16 protein-coding genes are annotated in these 20593 nt (G+C 68.4%); 7 read left to right on the top strand and 9 right to left on the bottom strand.

Annotation, left to right across the window (positions count from 1 at the left end; translation table 11 throughout):
* Nucleotides 1-34: 34 nt before the first annotated feature.
* Complete coding sequence (locus tag ACFYO1_RS43530) at nt 35-3427, bottom strand: DUF2126 domain-containing protein (protein ID WP_387245522.1); 3393 nt, start codon at nt 3425-3427, stop codon at nt 35-37.
* Nucleotides 3428-3603: 176 nt separating this feature from the next.
* Between ACFYO1_RS43530 and ACFYO1_RS43525 the strand changes: the two genes are divergently transcribed.
* Both ACFYO1_RS43525 and ACFYO1_RS43520 read left to right on the top strand, forming a co-directional pair.
* On the top strand, nt 3604-3810 hold the full coding sequence (locus ACFYO1_RS43525) for a hypothetical protein (RefSeq protein WP_387245519.1): 207 nt from the start codon (nt 3604-3606) through the stop codon (nt 3808-3810).
* 25 nt (nt 3811-3835) lie between these two features.
* Entirely contained in the window at nt 3836-4480 is a 645-nt protein-coding gene (locus ACFYO1_RS43520) for a hypothetical protein (protein WP_387245516.1), read from the top strand.
* 1 nt (nt 4481) lies between these two features.
* On the opposite strand, the gene ACFYO1_RS43515 is transcribed toward ACFYO1_RS43520, so the two are convergent.
* The 3 genes from ACFYO1_RS43515 to ACFYO1_RS43505 all read right to left on the bottom strand — a co-directional run bounded on the left by ACFYO1_RS43515 (nt 4482) and on the right by ACFYO1_RS43505 (nt 6134).
* Nucleotides 4482-5099, bottom strand: coding sequence for a LysE family translocator (locus ACFYO1_RS43515; RefSeq protein WP_387245513.1), 618 nt, complete (start codon nt 5097-5099; stop codon nt 4482-4484).
* Nucleotides 5100-5163: 64 nt separating this feature from the next.
* Nucleotides 5164-5772, bottom strand: coding sequence for a recombination mediator RecR (recR, locus tag ACFYO1_RS43510; protein WP_357379883.1), 609 nt, complete (start codon nt 5770-5772; stop codon nt 5164-5166).
* Between the two features lie 20 nt (nt 5773-5792).
* Nucleotides 5793-6134, bottom strand: coding sequence for a YbaB/EbfC family nucleoid-associated protein (locus ACFYO1_RS43505; RefSeq protein ID WP_378719387.1), 342 nt, complete (start codon nt 6132-6134; stop codon nt 5793-5795).
* A 238-nt stretch (nt 6135-6372) separates the two neighbouring features.
* Between ACFYO1_RS43505 and ACFYO1_RS43500 the strand changes: the two genes are divergently transcribed.
* From ACFYO1_RS43500 to ACFYO1_RS43490, 3 genes are read left to right on the top strand one after another with little or no spacing between them, the layout of a single operon-like run.
* Nucleotides 6373-6954: a hypothetical protein gene (locus ACFYO1_RS43500; RefSeq protein WP_387245509.1), complete on the top strand. Its 582-nt coding sequence runs from the start codon at nt 6373-6375 to the stop codon at nt 6952-6954.
* A 48-nt stretch (nt 6955-7002) separates the two neighbouring features.
* On the top strand, nt 7003-7821 hold the full coding sequence (locus ACFYO1_RS43495; RefSeq protein WP_387245507.1) for a MerR family transcriptional regulator: 819 nt from the start codon (nt 7003-7005) through the stop codon (nt 7819-7821).
* 15 nt (nt 7822-7836) lie between these two features.
* Complete coding sequence (locus ACFYO1_RS43490) at nt 7837-8187, top strand: VOC family protein (RefSeq protein ID WP_387245504.1); 351 nt, start codon at nt 7837-7839, stop codon at nt 8185-8187.
* Nucleotides 8188-8254: 67 nt separating this feature from the next.
* Here ACFYO1_RS43490 and ACFYO1_RS43485 read toward each other — a convergent pair whose 3' ends face one another.
* Entirely contained in the window at nt 8255-8689 is a 435-nt protein-coding gene (locus ACFYO1_RS43485) for an SRPBCC family protein (RefSeq protein ID WP_387245501.1), read from the bottom strand.
* Nucleotides 8690-8896: 207 nt separating this feature from the next.
* On the opposite strand from ACFYO1_RS43485, the gene ACFYO1_RS43480 reads away from it, so the two are divergent.
* Together ACFYO1_RS43480 and ACFYO1_RS43475 are read left to right on the top strand one after the other, a co-directional pair.
* Complete coding sequence (locus tag ACFYO1_RS43480; protein WP_387245677.1) at nt 8897-10336, top strand: FAD-binding oxidoreductase; 1440 nt, start codon at nt 8897-8899, stop codon at nt 10334-10336.
* Nucleotides 10333-11649: a class I SAM-dependent methyltransferase gene (locus tag ACFYO1_RS43475; protein WP_387245498.1), complete on the top strand. Its 1317-nt coding sequence runs from the start codon at nt 10333-10335 to the stop codon at nt 11647-11649. Before ACFYO1_RS43480 ends, ACFYO1_RS43475 begins: the two co-directional genes overlap by 4 nt.
* Before the next feature lie 8 nt (nt 11650-11657).
* Here ACFYO1_RS43475 and ACFYO1_RS43470 read toward each other — a convergent pair whose 3' ends face one another.
* The 4 genes from ACFYO1_RS43470 to ACFYO1_RS43455 form a co-directional block, all read right to left on the bottom strand.
* Nucleotides 11658-15233: a protein kinase gene (locus ACFYO1_RS43470; protein ID WP_387245495.1), complete on the bottom strand. Its 3576-nt coding sequence runs from the start codon at nt 15231-15233 to the stop codon at nt 11658-11660.
* A 485-nt stretch (nt 15234-15718) separates the two neighbouring features.
* Nucleotides 15719-16825 carry an esterase-like activity of phytase family protein gene (locus ACFYO1_RS43465; RefSeq protein WP_387245492.1) on the bottom strand — a complete coding sequence of 369 codons (1107 nt, stop codon included), beginning with the start codon at nt 16823-16825 and terminating at the stop codon, nt 15719-15721.
* Between the two features lie 122 nt (nt 16826-16947).
* Nucleotides 16948-19098 (bottom strand): 3-hydroxyacyl-CoA dehydrogenase NAD-binding domain-containing protein, encoded by a 2151-nt coding sequence (locus ACFYO1_RS43460; RefSeq protein WP_387245489.1) that lies wholly within the window; start codon nt 19096-19098, stop codon nt 16948-16950.
* 114 nt (nt 19099-19212) lie between these two features.
* Entirely contained in the window at nt 19213-20427 is a 1215-nt protein-coding gene (locus ACFYO1_RS43455; protein ID WP_378726961.1) for an acetyl-CoA C-acetyltransferase, read from the bottom strand.
* Between the last annotated feature and the right edge of the window lie 166 nt (nt 20428-20593).

Below are 20593 nucleotides of genomic sequence, written 5' to 3'. Positions count from 1 at the left end.
ACCGCGCCGACCTCACTTCCGCTGCCAGAGGTGCCTAACGGTCGCCGATCGAGCCCCAGACGGTCCGCGCCCGGCGCAGATCGAGGATGCCCCGCACACCGCTGTCCATGGACTGTGCCGCCATTTTCGCACGTAACTCCCCCGGATCGACCCGTGCCGTGGTGTGTCCGGCCGCCTCGAAGCGCCGGTTGCGCCGCGATTGCGCCGCTACCGCGTTGACCGGGGGTTCGTCGTAGGCCATGCCGCCCGGGTGCGCCACGTGGTAGGTGCAGCCGCCGCGGGACAGGCCGGTGTCGGTGTCGATCAGGTCGAACACCAGCGGCACGTCGACGGTGATCGACGGATGCAGCGAGTTCGGCGGCTGCCACGCCCGGTACCGCACGCCCGCGACCTGCACGCCGGCCGTGCCGGTGGCCAGCAGCGGGACCGGCATGCCGTTGCAGGTCAGCACGGTGCGGCCGCGATCCGCGCCGGTCACCCGCACCTGGAGGCGTTCCACCGAGGAGTCGACGTAGCGGGCGGTGCCCGCCGTGGTGGTCTGCTCGCCGAGGGTGTGCCACGGTTCGATGGCGCCGCGCAGCTCGAGCTCGATATCGCCGAGCACGACGGTGCCGATGCGGGGAAAGCGGAACTCGGTGAACGGGTCGAGCCAGCCCGCGTCGAAGTCGATGCCGTGCGCGCGCAGATCGGCGGCGACCTCGGCGATATCGGCGACCACGAAGTGCGGCAGCAGATATCGTCCGTGCAGATTCGCGCCGTGCCGAATCAGCGGCGCCCGCAACGGTTCCGACCAGAAGCGCGCGACCAGGCCGCGCACCAGCAGCGACTGCACCATCGCCAGCTGGAAGTGCGGCGGCATCTCGAAGCCGCGCAACTCCACCAATCCGAGCCTGCCCCTAGCGGTTTCGGGGCTGTAGAGCTTGTCGATACAGAACTCGGCGCGATGGGTATTGCCGGTGAGATCGGTGAGCAGATGGCGCAGCGCGCGATCGATGTGCCACGGTGCCGAACCCACCGAGCGAGCGGCCGAATCCGTCACCCGCGCAACCCGACTCGGCTTGGCCAGGCGCGCGATCTCGGCGAACGCGATCTCCAGTTCGTACAGCGTCTCTTCGCGCCCCTCGTCCACCCGCGGCGCCTGCGAGGTCGGCCCGACGAACCGGCCGGCGAACAGGTAAGACAGCGACGGGTGCCGCTGCCAGTAGGTCAGCATCGAGACCAGCAGATCGGGGCGGCGCAGCAGCGGCGAACGCGCGGGCGTGGCCCCGCCGAGGGTGATGTGGTTGCCGCCGCCGGTGCCGCTGTGCGTGCCGTCGACATCGAACGATTCGGTGCTCAACCGGGCCAGCCGGGCCTGCTCGTAGAGGGTGGACAGCAACTCGGACTGTTCGGCGAACGAGATCGTCGGCTGCACGTTGACCTCGATCACACCCGGGTCGGGGGTCACCGAGAAGGTGCGCAGGCGAGCGTCGACCGGTGGGGCGTAGCCCTCCAGCACCACGGGACGATCGACCGCGACCGCCGCGTTCTCGATCCGGCGCAGCAGATCGAGGAAGTCGTCGAGTTCCGCGATCGGGGGCAGGAATACGTGCAGTCGTCCGTTGCGGACCTCGCCGACCAGGGCTGTCGTCGGCTCCCAGTCGGCGGGTTCGACGACCGCGGGTTCCTCGGCGCGCTCGACCGTCAACGGCGCGGCGAACAGCGGATCGTGGTCGGGGCGTTGCGGTGGTGTGTGCCAGGAGACGGAGTCGAGGGGCAGGCGCAGCCCGGCCGGAGAATCGCCTTCCGTCAACACGATTCGCCCGGCGGGCTGGGCGGCGCAGACGCCACGGCGTAGTCGCCAGTCCGCGCTCGCCCAGCCGGAGCCGTCGTCGCGGCGATACAACGACAGCACGTAGGCGGTTGGCTCGGTCACCTCGGCATCGAGGCGGGCCAGAAGTTCCTTGCGCGCCTGAGCCGAGTCCACATCGGGGTCGAGATCGTCGATCGGATCGACCGGATCTCCCTCCGGGGCACGGACTTTCCCGGCCAGCCGGAGCAGCGGATCCTCGTAGGCCGGCCGGACCTGCCGGTCCGGCAGACCCAGGCTCGCCGCCACGTGCGCGATCAAGTCCCGTGCGGCATCGGGATCCGGCGCACGCCCCGCCGACGAGCTCCATGGGTCGGCGAGCAGATCCTGCCGCGTCCACGCCGGCTCGCCGTCGTCGCGCCAGGCGACCGCGATCTCCCAGCGCGGCAACGGTTCTCCCGGATACCACTTCCCCTGCCGATACTGCGTCAACCCGGTCGGCGCGTAGATCCGGCGCAACCGATCGGCCAGATCGACCGCGCGTTCCCGCTTGTGCGCGCCGTCGGCTTCGGTGGTCCATTCCGCCCCGGTCCGGTCGTCGATGGAGACGAACGTCGGCTCACCGCCGACGGTCAGGCCCACGTCTTCGGCGGCCATCCGCGCGTCCACCGCGGCACCCGACGCGGTGATCCGCTTCCACTGAGATGCCGTGTAGGGCAGGGTAACCCGGGGATCCTCGTGAAACCGCCGGACCGTGTTGGAGAACTCCATGGTGGCGCCGGCCGGCCCGGTCGCCCCGGTGATCGGCGCGGCGGACACCGGATGCGGCGTCGCCGCGAGCGGAATGTGTCCCTCCCCGGCGAACAACCCCGATGTCGGATCGAGCCCGACCCAACCGGCGCCGGGCAGATACACCTCGGTCCAGGCGTGCAGATCGGTGAAGTCGGCCCGCGGCCCCGACGGCCCGTCCAGCGCGGGCACGTCCTGCGCCAGCTGCACCAGATACCCGGACACGAACCGCGCCGCCAGCCCGAGTTCGCGCAGGATCGACACCAGCAACCAGGCCGAGTCCCGGCAGGACCCGAGCGCCCCGCGCAGCGTGTGATCGGGCGTCTGCACCCCGGCTTCCATCCGGATCGTGTAGCCGACGTCGTGGCGCAGCGCCCGATTGAGCTCGACCAGGAAGTCGATGGTGCGCGGCCGATCCGTGACGGTGTGCGCGCGGACCCAGTCCGCGACCAGTTCCCCCGGCCCGGAACCCGGCCCCGCCTCGTCCACCGGCCGCAGATACGGCTCCAGGTCCGCGAGCAGTTCCGCGCCGTAGCCGAACGGGTAGCGCTCGGCGGAGTCCTCGATGAAGAAGTCGAACGGGTTGACCACCTCGAGGTCGGCGATCAGCCCGACGGTGATCGACAGCTCCCGCGCGGGCTCCGGAAACACCAGTCGCGCAAGGAAATTGCCGAACGCGTCCTGTTGCCAGTTGCAGAAGTGCGCGGCCGGGGTCACCCGCAGGGAATAGGCATCGATCTTGGTGCGCGAGTGCGGCGCCGGGCGCAGGCGCACCACGTGCGGATGTACCTCGACCGGCCGGTCGAAGGTGTACATGGTCCGGTGTTCGAGCGACACCTTGATGCCCATGCAGCAAGTTCACCACATGCCGGAGGCCGCGTGAGACACAATCGCGCAGCGGTCACCGGGTGCGCCGAACAGCGCAAACGCCGGTCGCGGTGCGACACACGCCGACGGCCTCCCGCGGCCGGTGGCGCGAAGGTGGTAAACACGAAGATAACGAACCGATCACGTCTGGAGGACGCATGCGCGCGCCGGATTGTTCGTCCTGCGAGTCCGCCGCCGACCACTGCCACGGCACCCTGATCGTGCACTCGACCAGGCTCACCGAATGCACCGAAAACGACTGCGTAGACCTCGACTACGTGCGGCACACCTTCGTCGTCGACTGTGCCGACCTGGCCGGCGGCTGCGCCTGTGCCGAGCCGCACACGGCCCGTCGCCCGGCGTGAACGGCCGCGTACGTACCCTGTCCGGGTGAGCTATGACCACGTCTTGCTGCCGTCCGGTGTCGCGTCATCGATCGCCGAGGTCGACGCTTACCTCGCGACCCAGCAGGGACTCCCCGAGGCGGGCCTGGTCGCGCAGATCGCGGCCGAGCTGAACAAGGCCGACGCCGAGCTCCCGGAGGACGACAGCTTCCTCAGCGTGCACCCGGTCGGCGGCGCGCCCACCGGCGCGGCGTTGCAGGTGCCCTGCCCGTACGACGCGATCGGGTTCGTCCGGCAACTGCTGTTCGCGATCGCGACGCCGCTGGACTACGCGGTCTACGACCCCCAGCTGGCCTGGCTGATCGACCCGGCCGGGCACGTGCCCGCGACGGTCACCCACGGCGGCGCGGGCGAGTTCCCTTACCTGACCAAACCCCTTGCCGATCAATGGGTTTCCGAGCTGGCCCCGCCGAACCCGTATCTGGTGGTGGAACGCGACGAGCAGGTCTACATGCAGACCTACCGGGAGAAGACCGGCGCCTTCACCCTCGAATACCGGGATGGCTCCCCGGACAAGCACTTCGGCACCACGGTGCTGGACGCGCCGACGGTGTCCGCGGTGATCTGGGACTGGGCCACCGACGACCGCACCCGGATGCAGACCCTGCCGTGGTCGCGCGTCGAGCTCTGACTCACTGGTTCTGCACGGCCAGCCGCCCGGCCAGCGCGATGAAGGAGACGCCGAACACCCGGCGCATCCAGGTCACCACGACCGGCCGGGAGATGACATGGTTGCGCAGCGCCGCCGCGCACACCCCGTAGATCGCGAAGACCACGAACGTGGTGAGCATGAAGACCAGGCTCAGTTCGAGCAGGCGCGCCAGCGCGTTCGGTGATCCGGCCGGCACGAACTGCGGCAGGAACGCGAAGGCGAAGATGGTCAGCTTCGGATTGAGCAGATTGAGCAGCACCGCCGAGGTGACCACCTTGCGCACCGACTGCGCGCCCTGATCCGGCTGCTCCGGCACGGTGAGCGCGCCCTTGTCCCGGAACGTGCTCCACGCCATGTAGATCAGGTACGCGACACCGAGGTACTTCAACGTCTGGAACGCGACCGCGCTCGCGTTGAGCAATGCGGCCAGACCGGTCATCGCCGCGACCAGGTGCGGCACGGTGCCGAGGGTGCAGCCGAACGCCGCGATCACGCTGGCCTTCGTGCCCCGGGAAAGTCCCGCCGCCAGGGTGAACAGCGCGCCGGTGCCCGGCGTCACGCAGATGACGAGCGTGGTCAGCAGGAATTCAATGCTCATCCCCGACACAGTAACCCGTGCCCGGCGCACCGCAACCCCCGTAGATTCGGGGCAGGACCAGCGGCTAGAGCGCGCGCCGCCCGGACAGCGCGCGGCCGAGGGTCAGCTCGTCCGCGAACTCCAGATCACCACCCATCGGCAGACCCGACGCCAGCCTGGTCACGCTCAGGCCGGGGAAGTCGCGCAGCATCCGCACCAGGTAGGTGGCCGTCGCCTCGCCCTCGGTGTTCGGGTCGGTCGCGATGATCACCTCGGTGACATCGATGCCGTCCTCCTGATTTCCGATGCGCGCCAACAGCTCCCGGATCCGCAGCTGGTCCGGCCCGATGCCGCTCAACGGGTCGAGCGCGCCGCCGAGCACGTGGTAGCGACCACGGAACTCACGGGTGCGCTCGATCGCCTGCACGTCCTTGGGCTCCTCGACCACGCAGATCATGGTGCGGTCGCGGCGCGCGTCGGCGCAGATGCGGCATTTCTCGCCGTCGGAGACGGTGCCGCAGACCACGCAGAACTGCACGCCGTCGCGCACCTTCTGCAGGGCCGCCTGCAACCGGTCGATCTCCGGCGGCTCCACCTGCAGCAGGTGAAACGCGATGCGCTGGGCGCTCTTCGGACCGACGCCGGGCAGCTTGCCCAGCTCGTCGATCAGATCCTGAACCGGACCCTCGTACAACGGCTATGTCCCCGTGGCTCTCAGAAGCCCGGCAGCCCGGGCAGCGAACCGCCGCCGAGCCCACCCGAGAGCGGGCCGAGCCGCTCGGCCGCCAGCTGCTGTGCGTTGGCCATCGCGTCGTTGACCGCGCCGATCACCAAGTCCTGCAACGTGTCCACGTCTTCCGGGTCGACCGCCTTCGGATCGATGGTGAGCGCGACGACCTCGCCGGATGCCTTGATGGTGACCTTGACCAGCCCGCCACCGGCCTGACCCTCGACCTCCGCGGCGGAGATCTCGGCCTGTGCTTCCATCACCGCCTGCTGCATCTGCTGCGCTTGGGCGAGTAACTGCTGCATGTCGAACTGACCACCGGGCTGCACGGCATATTCCTCTCTGGGGAAAGTGTCACTGGCCAGCCTAGTCCCTGGGACGCGCGCGGCACTGTGCCGCCTCGGGCGGGCGAAACGTGCCAAGACGCGAGATCGCTCCATCGTTATACGTACAGACCGGCCGTTATGCGTCCGATGCATGGCCGGTAACAGGTTGGGTAAGCCCGGCTTCAGATAGTCAAGATCGAACTACCATCTGAAGGTAGGTCGGGAGTTCTGGAGTACCGATATGAGCACGATGAGGGCACGTTTCCTGAGCACCGCGGTGCTTTCGCTGGGGGTTCCCGGCATCTTCCTCGGCCTTGCCGCACCGGCGGCCACCGCGGATTCCGGTGTCACCGAGGCGGCCGCCGACTATGGCGGTGGCTGCGTCCTCTACCCGGACAACCGAGCGGCCACGATCGACTCGCTGCGTTTCCGGTGTTCGCCCGAGCAGCAGGACGCCGTCTTCCGGGACGCGGACCGCGGCGACGTGCCGATGGGCGTGCAGAACGGCTGGGTGACCCGGCCACCGACGATTCAGGGCATCGCGCCGGCCTTCTGGATCGGCAAGGTCTTCTACACCGGCCCCGACGGCGGCATGCTGACCAACCGCATCACCGGCGCGGGCTACGAGGCCTGGCCCGCATACGTATACAGCGCGCCCGCGATGCTCGACGGCAGGCCGGCCTGGGCGCTCAACTACGACCCGTCCCCCACGCCCCAGGTCTACGACGAGATCCGGGAGGTCACCCCCGGCGTCTGGTTCGGCTATTCGTGGTGGCGCGGCGCCTTCCAGAACACCCTGCTGCTCACCTTCGTCCTCGGCTGACCGCACGCGGTTGACTCTCCCCCCGCTGGAGGGTGTTCGCTGAAGGACATGACAGCGACCGTCTCCATCGGGGAGTTCGCCAGGCTGACGTACCTGACCGTGAAAACGCTCCGGTACTACCACGACATCGAGTTGCTCGAGCCGATCGAGATCGATACGGGGTCCGGCTACCGGCGCTACTCGACCGACCAAGTGGCCCAGGCCCATCTGATCCGGCGCCTGCGTCAGCTCGACATGCCGTTGCCCGAGATCAAGGCCGTGCTGGCCGCGCCGGACGACGACATCCGCAATGCCGCGCTGCGCGCACACCTGGAGCGGATGGAGGCCGAACTGGCCAGGACCCGCGCGGTGGTGGCGTCGCTGCGGTCGCTGCTCTCCCCGGCCGCGCCGCTCGCGGTCGAATACCGGTCGATCCCGGCCTTTCCCGCGCTGGCGCTCACCGAAGTGGTCAGCCGCGACGACATCGGTCCGTGGTGCGCGGCCGCCTACCCGCTGCTGCACCAGACGCTCAGCGCGGCGGGTTTCGAGTCCGACGGCGTCGACGGCGCCACCTATTCGATGGACTTCTTCGCGAACGACCTCGGCGAGGTGGTCGCCTACGTCCCGATCCCGGCCGCCGCCGCCCGGCTCGCGCCGGAAGGCCGAGTGTCGGTCATCGAATTGCCGGCCCGCCGGTTCGCCATCGCCCTGCACGAGGGGGATTTCGAGGACTTCGACCGCACCTACGGCGCACTGGGCAGCCATGTCGCCGAACACGACACAGCCTTGGCCGAGCCGGTGCGCGAGCGGTACCTGCTCAGCCCCGACGACACCGACGACCCGAACAGCTACCGAACCGAAGTCTGCTGGCCGATCGGCCTGCTCTGAACAAGGGAGAACCCCATGACCCTGTCCCTCGCACACATCACCATCGACAGCAACGACGCGGCCGCACTCGCCGGCTTCTGGGCCGAACTGCTCGATCAGCCGGTCGATCCGGACGCCTCGGTGCACTTCGCCACCGTCGGCCGGACCGCCGGCGCGGCACCGATCTTGATGTTCATCCAGGTGCCCGACAAGACCCCGGGCAAGAACGTGATCCACCTCGACTTCCACGCCGAGGACTGGCATCAGCACATCGAACGCGCGGTCAGCCTGGGTGCCAAGCGCATCGGCGACTTCGACGAGTACGGCGCGCAATGGACAACGCTGGCCGACCCGGAGGGCAACCTGTTCGACATCGGCGCCGCGTAGCCGCCGAACCCGAAGAAGGCCGCCCGACACGCGGAGTCGGGCGGCCTTCTTCGTGACGTCCTGCGGGTCAGGCGAGTTCGCGCGCCAGGTTGCCCAGCACCTCGGCCTGGATCTTCTTCAGCCCGAGCGGGGCGAAGATGCCCTCGAAGATGCCGGCCACGCCGCCCGCGCCCTGCCAGGTGGTGCGCAGGCTCACCTGTGCGCCGGTGCCGTCCGGTGTCACGGTCCAGGTGTTGACCATGGTGGAGTTCGAATCACGCTCGGTGACAATGGAATCCGATACGGAGACCACCGCGTGCACGTTGCGCGAGCGCTTCTCGGTGGCCTGCAGCGTCCACTCGGCCACGGTGCCCGCGCCCTTGCCGCCCTCGACGACCTTGTAGTCGCGGTAATGCGACGACAGAATGCGCGGCCGCACCGTCTCGTAATCCGCGATGGCCTCGAGGGTGCGCTTCGGATCCGCCGCCACGGCGATCGAACTGCTGGCGCTGACCTGTCCCACAATGAGCTCCTTGTCCGGGTACGGTATGTCGACCGGTACCCATCCTGCCCTGTAGCGGCCACCGCACCGCATACCGGTCGAGTCGTGTGGCGAACTTCTCCGAGCCGGTCGATATTCCGGTTCGCAACATATGCGTGACATTTCTCCCGAGAGCCCGCCCTCGCGGTGGTCTCACACTCAGGTGCGTACTAGCGTCGAGGGGTGGCAGTGAGTCTGTTGGGGAAGGCCGGACGCGCTCCGGCCGCACACGAATCCGGGTTTGCCGCGCATCGGGCTGGAGTGGACCGGCTCCTGGCGAGTTATCGCGCCATTCCCCGGGACGCGAATGTGCGGCTGGCGAAGAAGACCTCGAACCTGTTCCGGGCCAGGGCGAAAAACCCCGCGCCCGGCCTCGACGTATCCGGACTGGCCCAGGTGATCACCGTGGACCCGGTGGCGAAAACCGCCGACGTCGCCGGGATGACCACCTATGAGAACCTGGTCGCCGCCACCCTCCCGTACGGCCTCGCGCCGTTCGTGGTGCCGCAGCTCAAGACGATCACCCTCGGCGGCGCGGTGACCGGCCTCGGCATCGAGTCGACCTCGTTCCGCAACGGCCTGCCGCACGAGTCGGTGCTGGAGATGGACATTCTCACCGGCAGCGGCGAGATCATCACCGCCACCCCGGACAACGAGCACGCGGACCTGTTCCGCGGCTTCCCGAACTCCTACGGCACGCTCGGCTACTCGGTCCGGCTGAAGATCGAACTGGAGACCGTGCAGCCCTACGTGGCGCTGCGCCACCTGCGCTTCCACGACCTGCGCGCGCTGGAGCGGACGCTGGCCACGATCGTCGACGAGCAGAGCTACGACGGCGAACGGGTGGACTACCTCGACGGCGTCGTGTTCACCGCCGACGAGAGCTACCTGACCCTCGGCCGGCAGACCGACGAGCCCGGCCCGGTCAGCGACTACACCGGCATGGACATCTACTACCGGTCCATCCAGCACGATGACGGACACCCCAAGCGCGACCGGCTGACCATCCACGACTACCTGTGGCGCTGGGACACCGACTGGTTCTGGTGCTCGCGCGCGTTCGGCACGCAGAATCCGAAGATCCGCCGGTTCTGGCCGAAGCGCTACCGGCGCAGCAGCTTCTACTGGAAGCTGATCGCGCTCGACCACAAATACGACATCGCCGACAAGCTGGAGGCCCGTCAGGGCAACCCGCCGCGCGAACGCGTCGTGCAGGACATCGAGGTGCCGGTCGAACGCACCGCCGACTTCGTCGAATGGTTCCTGCGCGAGATCCCGATCGAGCCGATCTGGCTGTGCCCGCTGCGGCTGCGCGACACCGGCGCGCCCGCGACCACCGAGCGCACCTGGCCGCTCTATCCCCTCGAACCGAACCGGACGTACGTCAACGTCGGGTTCTGGTCCGCCGTGCCCACCGTGCCCGGCCGGCCGGAAGGAGCGGCCAACCGTGCGATCGAGCGCACCGTGACCGACTTCGACGGACATAAGTCGCTGTACTCGGATTCCTATTACGACAAAGATGAGTTCGCGGCGCTGTACGGCGGCAATACCTACACCGAATTGAAGAAACGCTACGACCCAGACCAGCGGCTGCTGGATTTGTATTCGAAGGCGGTGCAACGCAAATGACGACATTCAAGGACCGCTCCGACCTCTTAAGTGACCTCGGAGCCAAACTCAGCATTGCCGAGATCTTCGAGACGCTGATCGACGGCGAGGTACCGATCCGGCTGACCGCCTACGACGGCAGCGCGACCGGTCCCGAGGACTCGAAGTACGCGCTGGACATCAAGACCCCACGCGGCATCAACTACCTGGCGACCGCGCCCGGCGATCTCGGCATGGCCCGCGCCTACATTTCCGGCGATATGACCGCCGACGGGGTGCATCCCGGCGATCCCTACGACATCCTCGCGGCGATGGAGGGGCTGAAGTTCCATCGCCCGTCCGCGCTCGCGCTGGTCACCATCGCCCGCTCGCTGGGCTGGGAGCGGCTCAAGCCGATCGCCCCGCCGCCGCAGGAGACGCTGCCGCGCTGGCGCCGGATCGCGCTGGAGGGCCTGCGCCACTCCAAGACTCGCGACGCCGAGGCGATCCACCACCACTACGACGTCTCGAACAAGTTCTACGAGTACGTGCTCGGCCCGTCGATGACCTACACCTGTGCGTGTTACGGCGCCGAGGACTGGACGCTGGAGCAGGCACAGGAGAACAAGTACCGCCTGGTCTTCGAGAAGCTGCGGCTGAAGGAAGGCGACCGGCTGCTCGACATCGGCTGCGGCTGGGGTGGCATGGTCCGCTACGCGGCCCAGCGCGGGGTCAAGGTGATCGGCGCGACGCTGTCCGCCGAGCAGGCCGAATGGGCGCAGCAGAAGATCGCCGAACAGGGGCTGTCCGACCTGGCCGAGGTGCGGCACTCCGATTACCGCGACATCGCCGAGGGCGAGTTCGACGCGGTGTCCTCGATCGGGCTGACCGAGCACATCGGCGTGCACAACTACCCGTACTACTTCGAGTTCATGAAGAACAAGCTGCGCGACGGCGGCCTGTTCCTCAACCACAGCATCACCCGCCCGGACAACACCAGGACCACCAAGGCGGGCGACTTCATCGACCGCTACGTGTTCCCGGACGGCGAGCTGATCGGCTCCGGCCGGATCATCTCCGAGATCCAGAACACCGGCCTGGAGGTGCTGCACGAGGAGAACCTGCGCGAGCACTACGCGCTGACCCTGCACGAATGGTGCAAGAACCTGGTCGCGAACTGGGACGCGTGCGTCGCCGAGGTCGGCGAGGGCACCGCCAAGGTGTGGGGCCTGTACATGGCCGGTTGCCGGCTCGGCTTCCAGCGCAACGTGGTCCAGCTGCACCAGGTACTCGGCGTGAAACTGCCCGCGGACGGCGACTGGACCGTGCCCCTGCGGCCTTGGTGGCAGCCGTAGCTTTCGCGTTACTGCCCGTCCGCTTCCAGGAGATCATCCAGGAAACGGGCGGGCAGTTCTATGTCTCCGGTATGGGCCGCGGCGGTGGGCAATTCGGCGCGCAGGATGCGCAGGATGGAGACGACGCCCGGGCCCGCGTCGAGTAACGGCCTGGTCCAGCCCAATCCGGCGCAGGTGGCGGCAGCAGGCAGCAGCAGGCCGGTGGCCTCGCCGACCCAGCCCGATGCGGCGAGGCATTCGGCCAGCAGCAGGGACGCGTCCAATTGCGCACGGGGGCGGCCCTTGTCCGCCATGCGGCCGTGCAGGGCACGGGCGCGGCGCACCGCACGGTCGTCCGTGCCGAGGCGGCCCTGGGCCAGCAGGGTGCGGATCGCGGCGATCTCCTCGGCCTCCGCGGTCAGCACCGCGGTGCCAGCCATGCGCCGACCGGCATGCAGTGGGGCCGAGGGTGATTCGGAGTCGAAGGCTTGCTCGTCCGCGGGGTCCAGCAGGCCGAGCCGCAGCTGTTCGGCGCGGATGTGCGCGGCCAGCCGGAACAGCCGGTTGTCCTTGGCGATGCGCGCACCCTCGTCGAGTCTGGTTGCGGCGGTGAACAAGTCGCCGCGCACCGCCTTGACCCGGGCGCCGACGACGAACGTCGAGATCAGGAAGTCCACCGGGCCGACCCGGGCGACCAGTTGATGGCTCTCGTCCAGCAGTTGGTCGGCGAGGTCGAGATCGCCACGGCGATAGTTCAATTCGCCGAGCATCGCGGCCGCCACCCGCACCGCGTGCGCGCGCGGGCCGGAGCGCTGCTTGGCGACCTCCCACGCCTCCTGGAAACACTGTGTCGCCGTGGGGATGTCGAGTTGCTCGTAGGCCGCGGCGCCGCGCCCGCACAACCCGAACACCGCGCCCAGCGGATCCTTGGACCGGGCATGGTATTCCGCCGCCCAGTCCTGCATCTCCCTGGCGCCGTCGAAGTCGAACTCGCACAGCCGCACGAACGAGGTCAGGTTCGCGGCGGTGGACACGGTCCAGGCGGGCAGTCCGTCCGGCGTCTTCAGGCACTCCGCGACCCGGTCCAGCACGCCCTCGGTGTGATCGCGGGCGATCTGGTCGGCGGCGCCGAGCACGGCGGCCTGGCAGCGCTGCCGATTCACGTCCTCGTCGGTGGCCGAGCCGCGGGCGAGGATGTTGGACAACCGGCCGAGCGCCGTGCGGGCCGCCCCGGACTGCTGCAGGTTCACATTGGCCCGCGCCACCGCCATCAACAGCTTGGACCGCGAAGCCACCTGCTGCATCGGCAGTTTCGACACGGTGCCGAGCAGTGTGGCCAGCCGGGACCGGTCGATCAGGTCCATGCCGCCGGTCTCCAGCAGGTCGAGCGCCATCTTGAAATCGGTGGCGGCCAGCGCGTGATCGACCGACTTGCGCAGCAGCTGATGCTCGGCATACCAGCGGGCGGCCTTGCGGTGCAACGACTTCGACCGGCCCGGCTGGGCGCGTTCCAGCCGCGCCCGCAGGTGCTCGGCGAACAGCGGCTGCATCCGGAACCACTCCGGGTCGTGCACGATCCGGCGCACGAACAGCTCGCGCTGCTCGGCCTGCTCCAGCAGCTGTTCGGCGTCCGCGTCCTCGGACAGCGCCGCGGCCAGCGAGCCGCACACCCGCTCGGTCACCGAGATCGCCATCAGGAAGTCGAGCATCCTGGGTTCCAGTGTGTCCAAGACGTTTTCGGCGAGGTACTCGCGAATACCGTGGTTGCCCTCGGACAGATGGGCGATCAGCCGGGCCGGGTCCGGGTTGCCGCGCAGCGACAGGCTGACCAATTGGATGGCGGCGGGCCAGCCGTCGGTGGCCGCGTGGATCTGTTCGACCTGCGCCTGCGACAGCGGAAACCCGTGGTGCCGCACCAGGATCTCCGTGGTCTCCTCGACGGTCAGGCGCAGCGCCGCCGAGCCGATCTCGACCAGTTCGTCGTGCACCCGCATCCGGCTGGTCGGCAAGCCGGACTGCTCCCGGCTGGTCACCACGAAGCGCAGATGGTGACATCCGTTGTCCAGCAACGCTTCCATCGCCCGGTGCGCGCCCGCGTCGGTGACCCGATGCCAGTCGTCGACCACCACCACGACCGTGCTGCCACCGGCATGGATCTCGTCGATGAGGGTCGAGACGACGAAGGCGGCCGCGTCCGCGGGCCGTTCCTCCAGCACCTGGTCCAGGCCTGCGCCCACGTCCGGGCGGACCCGGCGGATCGCCTGGACGAGGTGGGCGAGGAACCAGATCTCGTTGTCGTCGTCCTGATCCACGCCGATCCAGGCGACCGGGATGCCACGCTCGGTCAGATCGGTGCGCCACTGCGCGGCCAGGGTGCTCTTGCCGAAACCGGCGGGCGCGTGGATGGCGGCGAGCCTGCGCCGACCGCCCGCGCGCAGGGTGTCCAGCAGGCGCGGTCGCGGGACCGGATCGCGGGCCGGGGTCGGCGGCCGGAATTTGGTGGCCGCGGTCGGCGGCAGGGTGGTGGCGGGTCCGCCCACTCCGGTCTGCTCGGACACCGGGGGACGCAGGGTCAGCGGCCAGCTGCGCCGGGCCGTCACCGCGGGCCTGGACTTGGTCGAGGCCGAGGATTCGACGGGATGGGCCATCGGCTCGGGCGCGGCGATGGTTTCCAGCAGCGCCATCTCGTCGGGCATCTGGTCGTGCTCGCGCTGCACCGCGCGCAGCAGCTGCCCGAAGTCGTAGGCGGAGGCGGGGCGTTCGCCGGGGTCGATGGACATGGCCCGCTGGACCACCTCGGCCACGTCCGGCGGGATGTCGCGCTCCCGCAGATCCGGCACCGGCTGGGTGGTGATCCGCAGGAACTGCGCGACCACCTTCTCCCCCGCCTGCCGCTCGAACGCGGCGTGCCCGGTGAGCAGCGCGAACAGCGTCGCGCCGAGGCCGTAGACGTCGGAGCGGATGGTCGGGTCGTCGCCCTTGAGCACTTCCGGCGCGGTGAAGGCGGGCGAGCCGGTGATCATGCTGCTCGAGGTCTGGAAGCCACCCGGGATCCTGGCGATGCCGAAATCGGTCAGCTGCGGCTCGCCGTAGCCACTGAGCAGCACGTTCGCCGGCTTCACGTCGCGGTGCAGGATCTGGGCGCGGTGCGCGCTCTCGATCGCGCCGGCCAGTTTCACCCCCGCCCGCAAGGAATCGGCCCAGGTGAGCGGGCCCTGATCGCGGATGACCTGCTCCAGCGAACCGCGGGTGCAATACGGCATCACGATGAACGGCAGCCCGCTCAGCGTGACGTCGACCTGCAGGATGTCGACGATGTTCGGATGGCCGGACAACCGGCCCATGGCCTGTTCCTCACGCAGGAAGCGCTCGCGGCTCTCCACCTCGATCTCCGAGGAGAGCACCTTCACCGCGACGACCCGCTCCAGCGCCCGCTGGATACAGCGATAGACCACGCCGAAGCCGCCCCGGCCGATCTCCTTCGCCTCCGACAGGCCCATCGCCTCCAGCTCGTCGGCGATCCCGATGAGCGGGTGGCGCTGGGTATCCGAGTCGGCCGGGGTCGAGCCGGGGCCGACCTCGCCCGTACGCGTCCGTGGTTTCACGTGACCACCTCGAACTCACATCGAATCGGCGTCACCGTCGAACAACAAGCACACCGACGCACGGACATCACCCGCAACCCCGCGCGATGTCCGATATGTCTGCGCATACTCCAACGTAGCGCGGGCGCGGCACCCGGTGGGAGAAGTTTCGGAACAGGATCTTTTCCACCTCGGCCTTCCCCCGGATTCGCCCAGCTCAGCGCTTCCGCGCGGGCCTGGCGTCCGGTGCGATCAGGAACGAGATTCGGTCCATTACATTCTGCCGCCTGGTGTTGTGGAAGGCCGCGATTTACCGGCGACCGGCTCGGCGCACGAGGATGGTGGTGCGGGGTGCGAAGCGGTGAGATCAGACGAGGTCCGCGCGGTCCTGGAGGGATGCCGAACCAAACGGGGTAGGTGGCATCCACGGTGCAAACCGCCGTACGCGTCGGCGCGGATTTCCGACACGTCCGAGGACTTGACCGCCGGGGTGGGCCGCGTCGGTCTCAGCGGACGGCGAGGGCGATGAACTGGGTGATCTGGTTGTCGGCGAAGTTGTTGTCGCTCACCAGGATCAGGGTGCGTTCGCCGGAGGGCAGACGCGGTCCCCAGGTCATACCCTCGACATTGTCGAGATTGCGCAGGCCGACGTCGGCCAGGTCGACCAGGAGTCGCTTGGCGGCGGGGCGGGCATTGCCCAGCGGCGCGTCCAGAACGTTGGTGGCCGCGCCGAGATCGGCCTCGTAGATCCGGATCTTGTTACCCACGCCGAAGACGAAAGAACGTTCCAGGACAAGGACTTTCGACGGATCGACCGGGTCGGCGGCCAGGATCGAGGCGATGCCGTTCATACCGAGGTCAGGCTGCGGGCGGGACTCGGCGAACACCGGCTCCATCCGGTACGGGTACTGCGCGAGTAGCTGACCGGTTCGCGTCTGCACGGTGATCCGCGAGGTCGCGCCCGATGCCGTCGTCGCGACCGGACCGTCTTGCAGCAGTGGAGCTTCCACCGAGGTCAGCACCAGCGAACCACCGGCGGCGAACGTCGCGCCCTCCAGCGCCAGGTTCTGCCGCGGACCCGAATTCGGCTGCATCCGTTCGTTGTCCGGGATCGGCAGCTCGCCCGCGAAGGTTCCGTCTGGCCGGGTGAGCCGGACCGAGGGATCGGCCAGCACCGTGTCGGTGCGCTCGCCCTCCTGCGTCCAGAGGTAATCACCGGTCCACGGATCGATCCGAATCTCCTCGGGGTCCAGCGACTTCGGGCCGTACACGGTGCTGCCGGGGGTCAGCAGCGGCCGGGTGCCGGTGAATTCCACCGGGCCGAGGCCGTTTTCGCCCACCGCGACGCGGGCGGTGTAGAACCGGGCCGGATCGCGCTCCGAGCGGTCGTCACTGATCAGCACGTAATCGCCGGTGCGCGAATCGAAGTCGATGCCGGACAGGCCGCCGACCCGGGTGCCCTGGAACTCCAGGTCGTTGGGGACGATCTGCTCGCCGAGCAGCCGGACGCCGTGGCCCGGCTCGGGCGCCGCACCGGCGGGTGCGGCGGCCAGCGCCACCGCGACGGCCGTGACCAGCAGGGTTTGCGCACGTCGTGCCTGTCCACGTCTCACGAAGACCACGCTATCCATCATGCGGTACCAACAGGTGAACAGCACCCGAATCCGCCGAACCACCCCGGAAACGGAGAAAGCCCGCCACCGCGAAACGCGGTGGCGGGCTTTACCGTTGGTGACTACTTACGCAGCGAGGCCGGAACCTCGAAGCGATCGCCGTAGGTCTTGGCGAGGTAGTCGGCGCGCTCGACGAACGCCGCCTGCCCGCCCGGGTAACCGACGATGAACTGGTGCACACCACCGGTCCAGGCCGGGTAGCCGATGCCGAAGATCGAGCCGATGTTGGCGTCGGCGGTGGTCTCCAGCACACCCTCGTCGAAACACTTCTGGGTCTCGATCGCCTCGATGAACAGCATGCGGTCGATCAGATCCTGCAGCGGGACGGTGAAGCCCGCCGTGGTCTTGAAGTGATCGCGCAGGCCCTGCCAGATGCCGATGCGCTTGCCGTCTTCGTCGTACTCGTAGAAGCCGGCCTTCTCCAGGCGACCCGGACGACCCTCGGACACCAGGTAGTCGATGACGTCCTGGGCCGGGTGCCGCTTCTTGCCCATGGTGGTGTCGCCGTGCTCGGCGGCCTCCTGGGTCTCCTTGGCGATCTTCTGCATGAGCTTGAGGTTCAGCTCATCCGACAGCTGCAGCGGCGCGGCCGGGTATCCCGCCTGCAGGCCGGCCTGCTCGATGGTCGCGGGCTCGATGCCCTCGGTGAGCATCGAGATGGCCTCGTTGACGAAGGTGCCGATCACGCGCGAGGTGAAGAAGCCGCGGCTGTCGTTGACCACGATCGGCGTCTTCTTGATCGCGAGGGTGTAGTCGAACACCCTGGCCAGCGCCTCGGGCGAGGTCTTCTCGCCCTTGATGATCTCGACCAGCGGCATCTTGTCGACCGGCGAGAAGAAGTGGATGCCGATGAAGTCTTCCTGGCGCTTCACGCCGGCCGCCAGGCCGGTGATCGGCAGGGTCGAGGTGTTCGAGCCCAGCAGCGCGTCCGGGGTGACGATGTCCTCGATCTCCTGGAACACCTTGTGCTTGAGCTCGGTGTTCTCGAAGACGGCCTCGATCACGAAGTCCACGCCGTCGAAGTCCTTGGCGTCGGCGGACGGGGTGATCCGGTCCAGCAGCGCCTTGGACTTCTCCTCGGTGGTCTTGCCCCGGGAGAGCGCCTTGGCCTCGATCTTCTCCGAGTAGTTCTTGCCCCGCTCGGCCGCCTCGAGGGTGACGTCCTTGAGCACGACCTGGTAGCCCGCCTTGGCGGAGACGTACGCGATGCCCGCGCCCATCATGCCCGCGCCGAGCACGCCGATCTTCTTGATCTCTTTCTTCGGCACATCGTTCGGCCGCGAGCCACCGTTGTTGATGGACTGCAGGTCGAAGAAGAACGCCTGGATCATGTTCTTCGCGACCGGGCCGGTGAGCAGGTGCACGAAGTAGCGCGACTCGATCAGCGACGCGTTGTCGATGTCGACCTGCGCGCCCTCGACCGCGGCGGACATGATCGCCCGCGGGGCCGGCATGTTGGTGCCCTTGAGCTGCTTACGCAGGTTGGCCGGGAACGCGGGCAGGTTCGCCGCGAAGGCCGGGGTGGACGGGGTGCCACCGGGGATCTTGTAGCCCTTCTTGTCCCACGGCTGCACGCCACCCTCGGGGTTGGCCTTGATCCACGCCTTGGCCGCGGGGACCAGCTCCTCGATGGAGCCGACGACCTCGTTGATCAGGCCGATTTCCTTGGCCTTGCCCGGGCGGTACTTGTTGCCCTGCAACAGCACCTGCATCAGGGCGTTCTGCAGGCCGAGCATGCGCACGGTGCGGGTGACGCCGCCACCGGCGGGCAGCAGGCCGAGGCTGACCTCGGGCAGGCCGAGCTGCACGCCCGGTACGTCGGCGGCGATCCGGTAGTGGGTCGCCAGGGTGATCTCCAGGCCACCGCCGAGCGCGGCGCCGTTGATCGCGGAGACGACCGGTTTGCCCAGGGTCTCCAGGCGGCGCAGCGCGTCCTTGATGGTGAAGAGTTCGTCCATCACGCCCTGGCCGTCTTCCGGCCCGACCTTGATCATGTTCTTCAGGTCGCCGCCGGCGAAGAAGGTCTTCTTCGCCGAGGTCAGCACCACGCCGGTGATGTTGTCCTTCTCGGCCTCGAGCTTCTCGACGGTCGCGGTCATCGACGTCTTGTACAGCTCGTTCATCGTGTTGGCGCCCTGGTTCGGGTCGTCCATCGTCAGCGTGACGATGCCGTCCGAATCCTGCTCCCAACCGATCATGTTGGTTTCGCTCACAGCTCTGTGTCTCCTGTGTCTAATTGGCGGCGTTCGCAGGCCCTGCGTGGTGACGCGAGCTTCCGCCTCCGGGCCTGACGCTCACGCCGCCGTGATTCTCAGCTGTCGGTTGGGTTAGACGCGCTCGATGATGGTGGCAACGCCCATACCGCCACCGATGCACAGGGTGATGAGCGCGTAGCGGCCGTTGCGGCGCTCCAGCTCGTCGACCATGGTGCCGGTGATCATCGCGCCGGTGGCACCCAGCGGGTGGCCCATCGCGATCGCGCCACCGTTGACGTTCAGCTTCTCGTCCGGGACGTTCAGGTCCTTCTGGAACTTCAGCACCACCGAGGCGAACGCCTCGTTGATCTCGACGAGGTCCATGTCCTCGATCGTCAGGCCCGCCTTGGCCAGCGCCTTCTTGGCGGCCGGGGTGGGGCCGGTCAGCATGATGGTGGAGTCGGCGCCGCTGGTGGCGGTCGCGACGACGCGCGCCCGCGGGGTCAGGCCGGACGCCTTGCCCGCCTCTTCGGTGCCGACCAGCACCAGCGCGGCGCCGTCGACGATGCCCGAGCTGTTGCCGCCGTGGTGCACGTGGTTGATCTTCTCGACGAAGTAGAACTTCTGCAGCGCGACCGCGTCGAAGCCACCCATCTCACCGATCACGGCGAAGGACGGGTTGAGCTTGGCCAGGTCCTCGGCGGTGGTGCCGGGGCGCATGTGCTCGTCCTTGTCCAGCACGACGATGCCGTTCTGGTCCTTGACCGGAACGATCGACTTGGCGAAGTAGCCGCCGGTGGTGGCCTTGGCGGCCAGCTCCTGCGAGCGCACCGCGTAGGCGTCGACGTCGTCGCGGCTGAAGCCCTCGATGGTGGCGATCAGGTCGGCCGAAACACCCTGCGGCACAAAGTAGGTGTCGTAGTTGGTGGCCGGGTCCAGCGCCCACGCGCCGCCGTCGGAGCCCATCGCCACGCGGGACATGGACTCGACGCCGCCGGCCAGGACCAGGTCGTCGAAGCCGGAGCGCACCTTCTGCGCGGCCAGGTTGACGGCCTCGAGGCCGGAGGCACAGAACCGGTTGAGCTGGAAGCCGCCGACGGTGTCCGGCAGGCCGGCCACGGTCACCGCGGTGCGGGCGATGTCCATGCCCTGGTCACCGACGGGGCTGACGACACCGAGGATCAGATCCGAGATCCGGTCTTCGTCGAGGTTCGGGAAGCGGCCGCGCAGCTCCTGGATCAGACCAACAGTCAAGTCGATCGGCTTGACCGAATGCAGCGAGCCGTTCTTCTTGCCGCGGCCGCGCGGAGTGCGGATGGCCTCGTAAATGTAGGCCTCTGTGGTCATATCGGAGTGTTCCTTCCTTAAAGGTGCGGCGGCCGGACGTCGTCCGTCCGAGCGCTCTGTGCTGCTGCCCCGCTATGCGGGGTAGCAGCGGGTAACCTCGCCGACCGGTCCCGCGACCGACCGTGCCGTATTGAATTTGCACAACTCTCTGGGCCTGCGCGGTTAC

The organism is Nocardia sp. NPDC006044 (assembly GCF_042871115.1).
Lineage (GTDB): Bacteria > Actinomycetota > Actinomycetes > Mycobacteriales > Mycobacteriaceae > Nocardia.
Note: the sequence above shows the minus strand (reverse complement) of the source record. Positions and strands in the feature narration are given on the sequence as shown.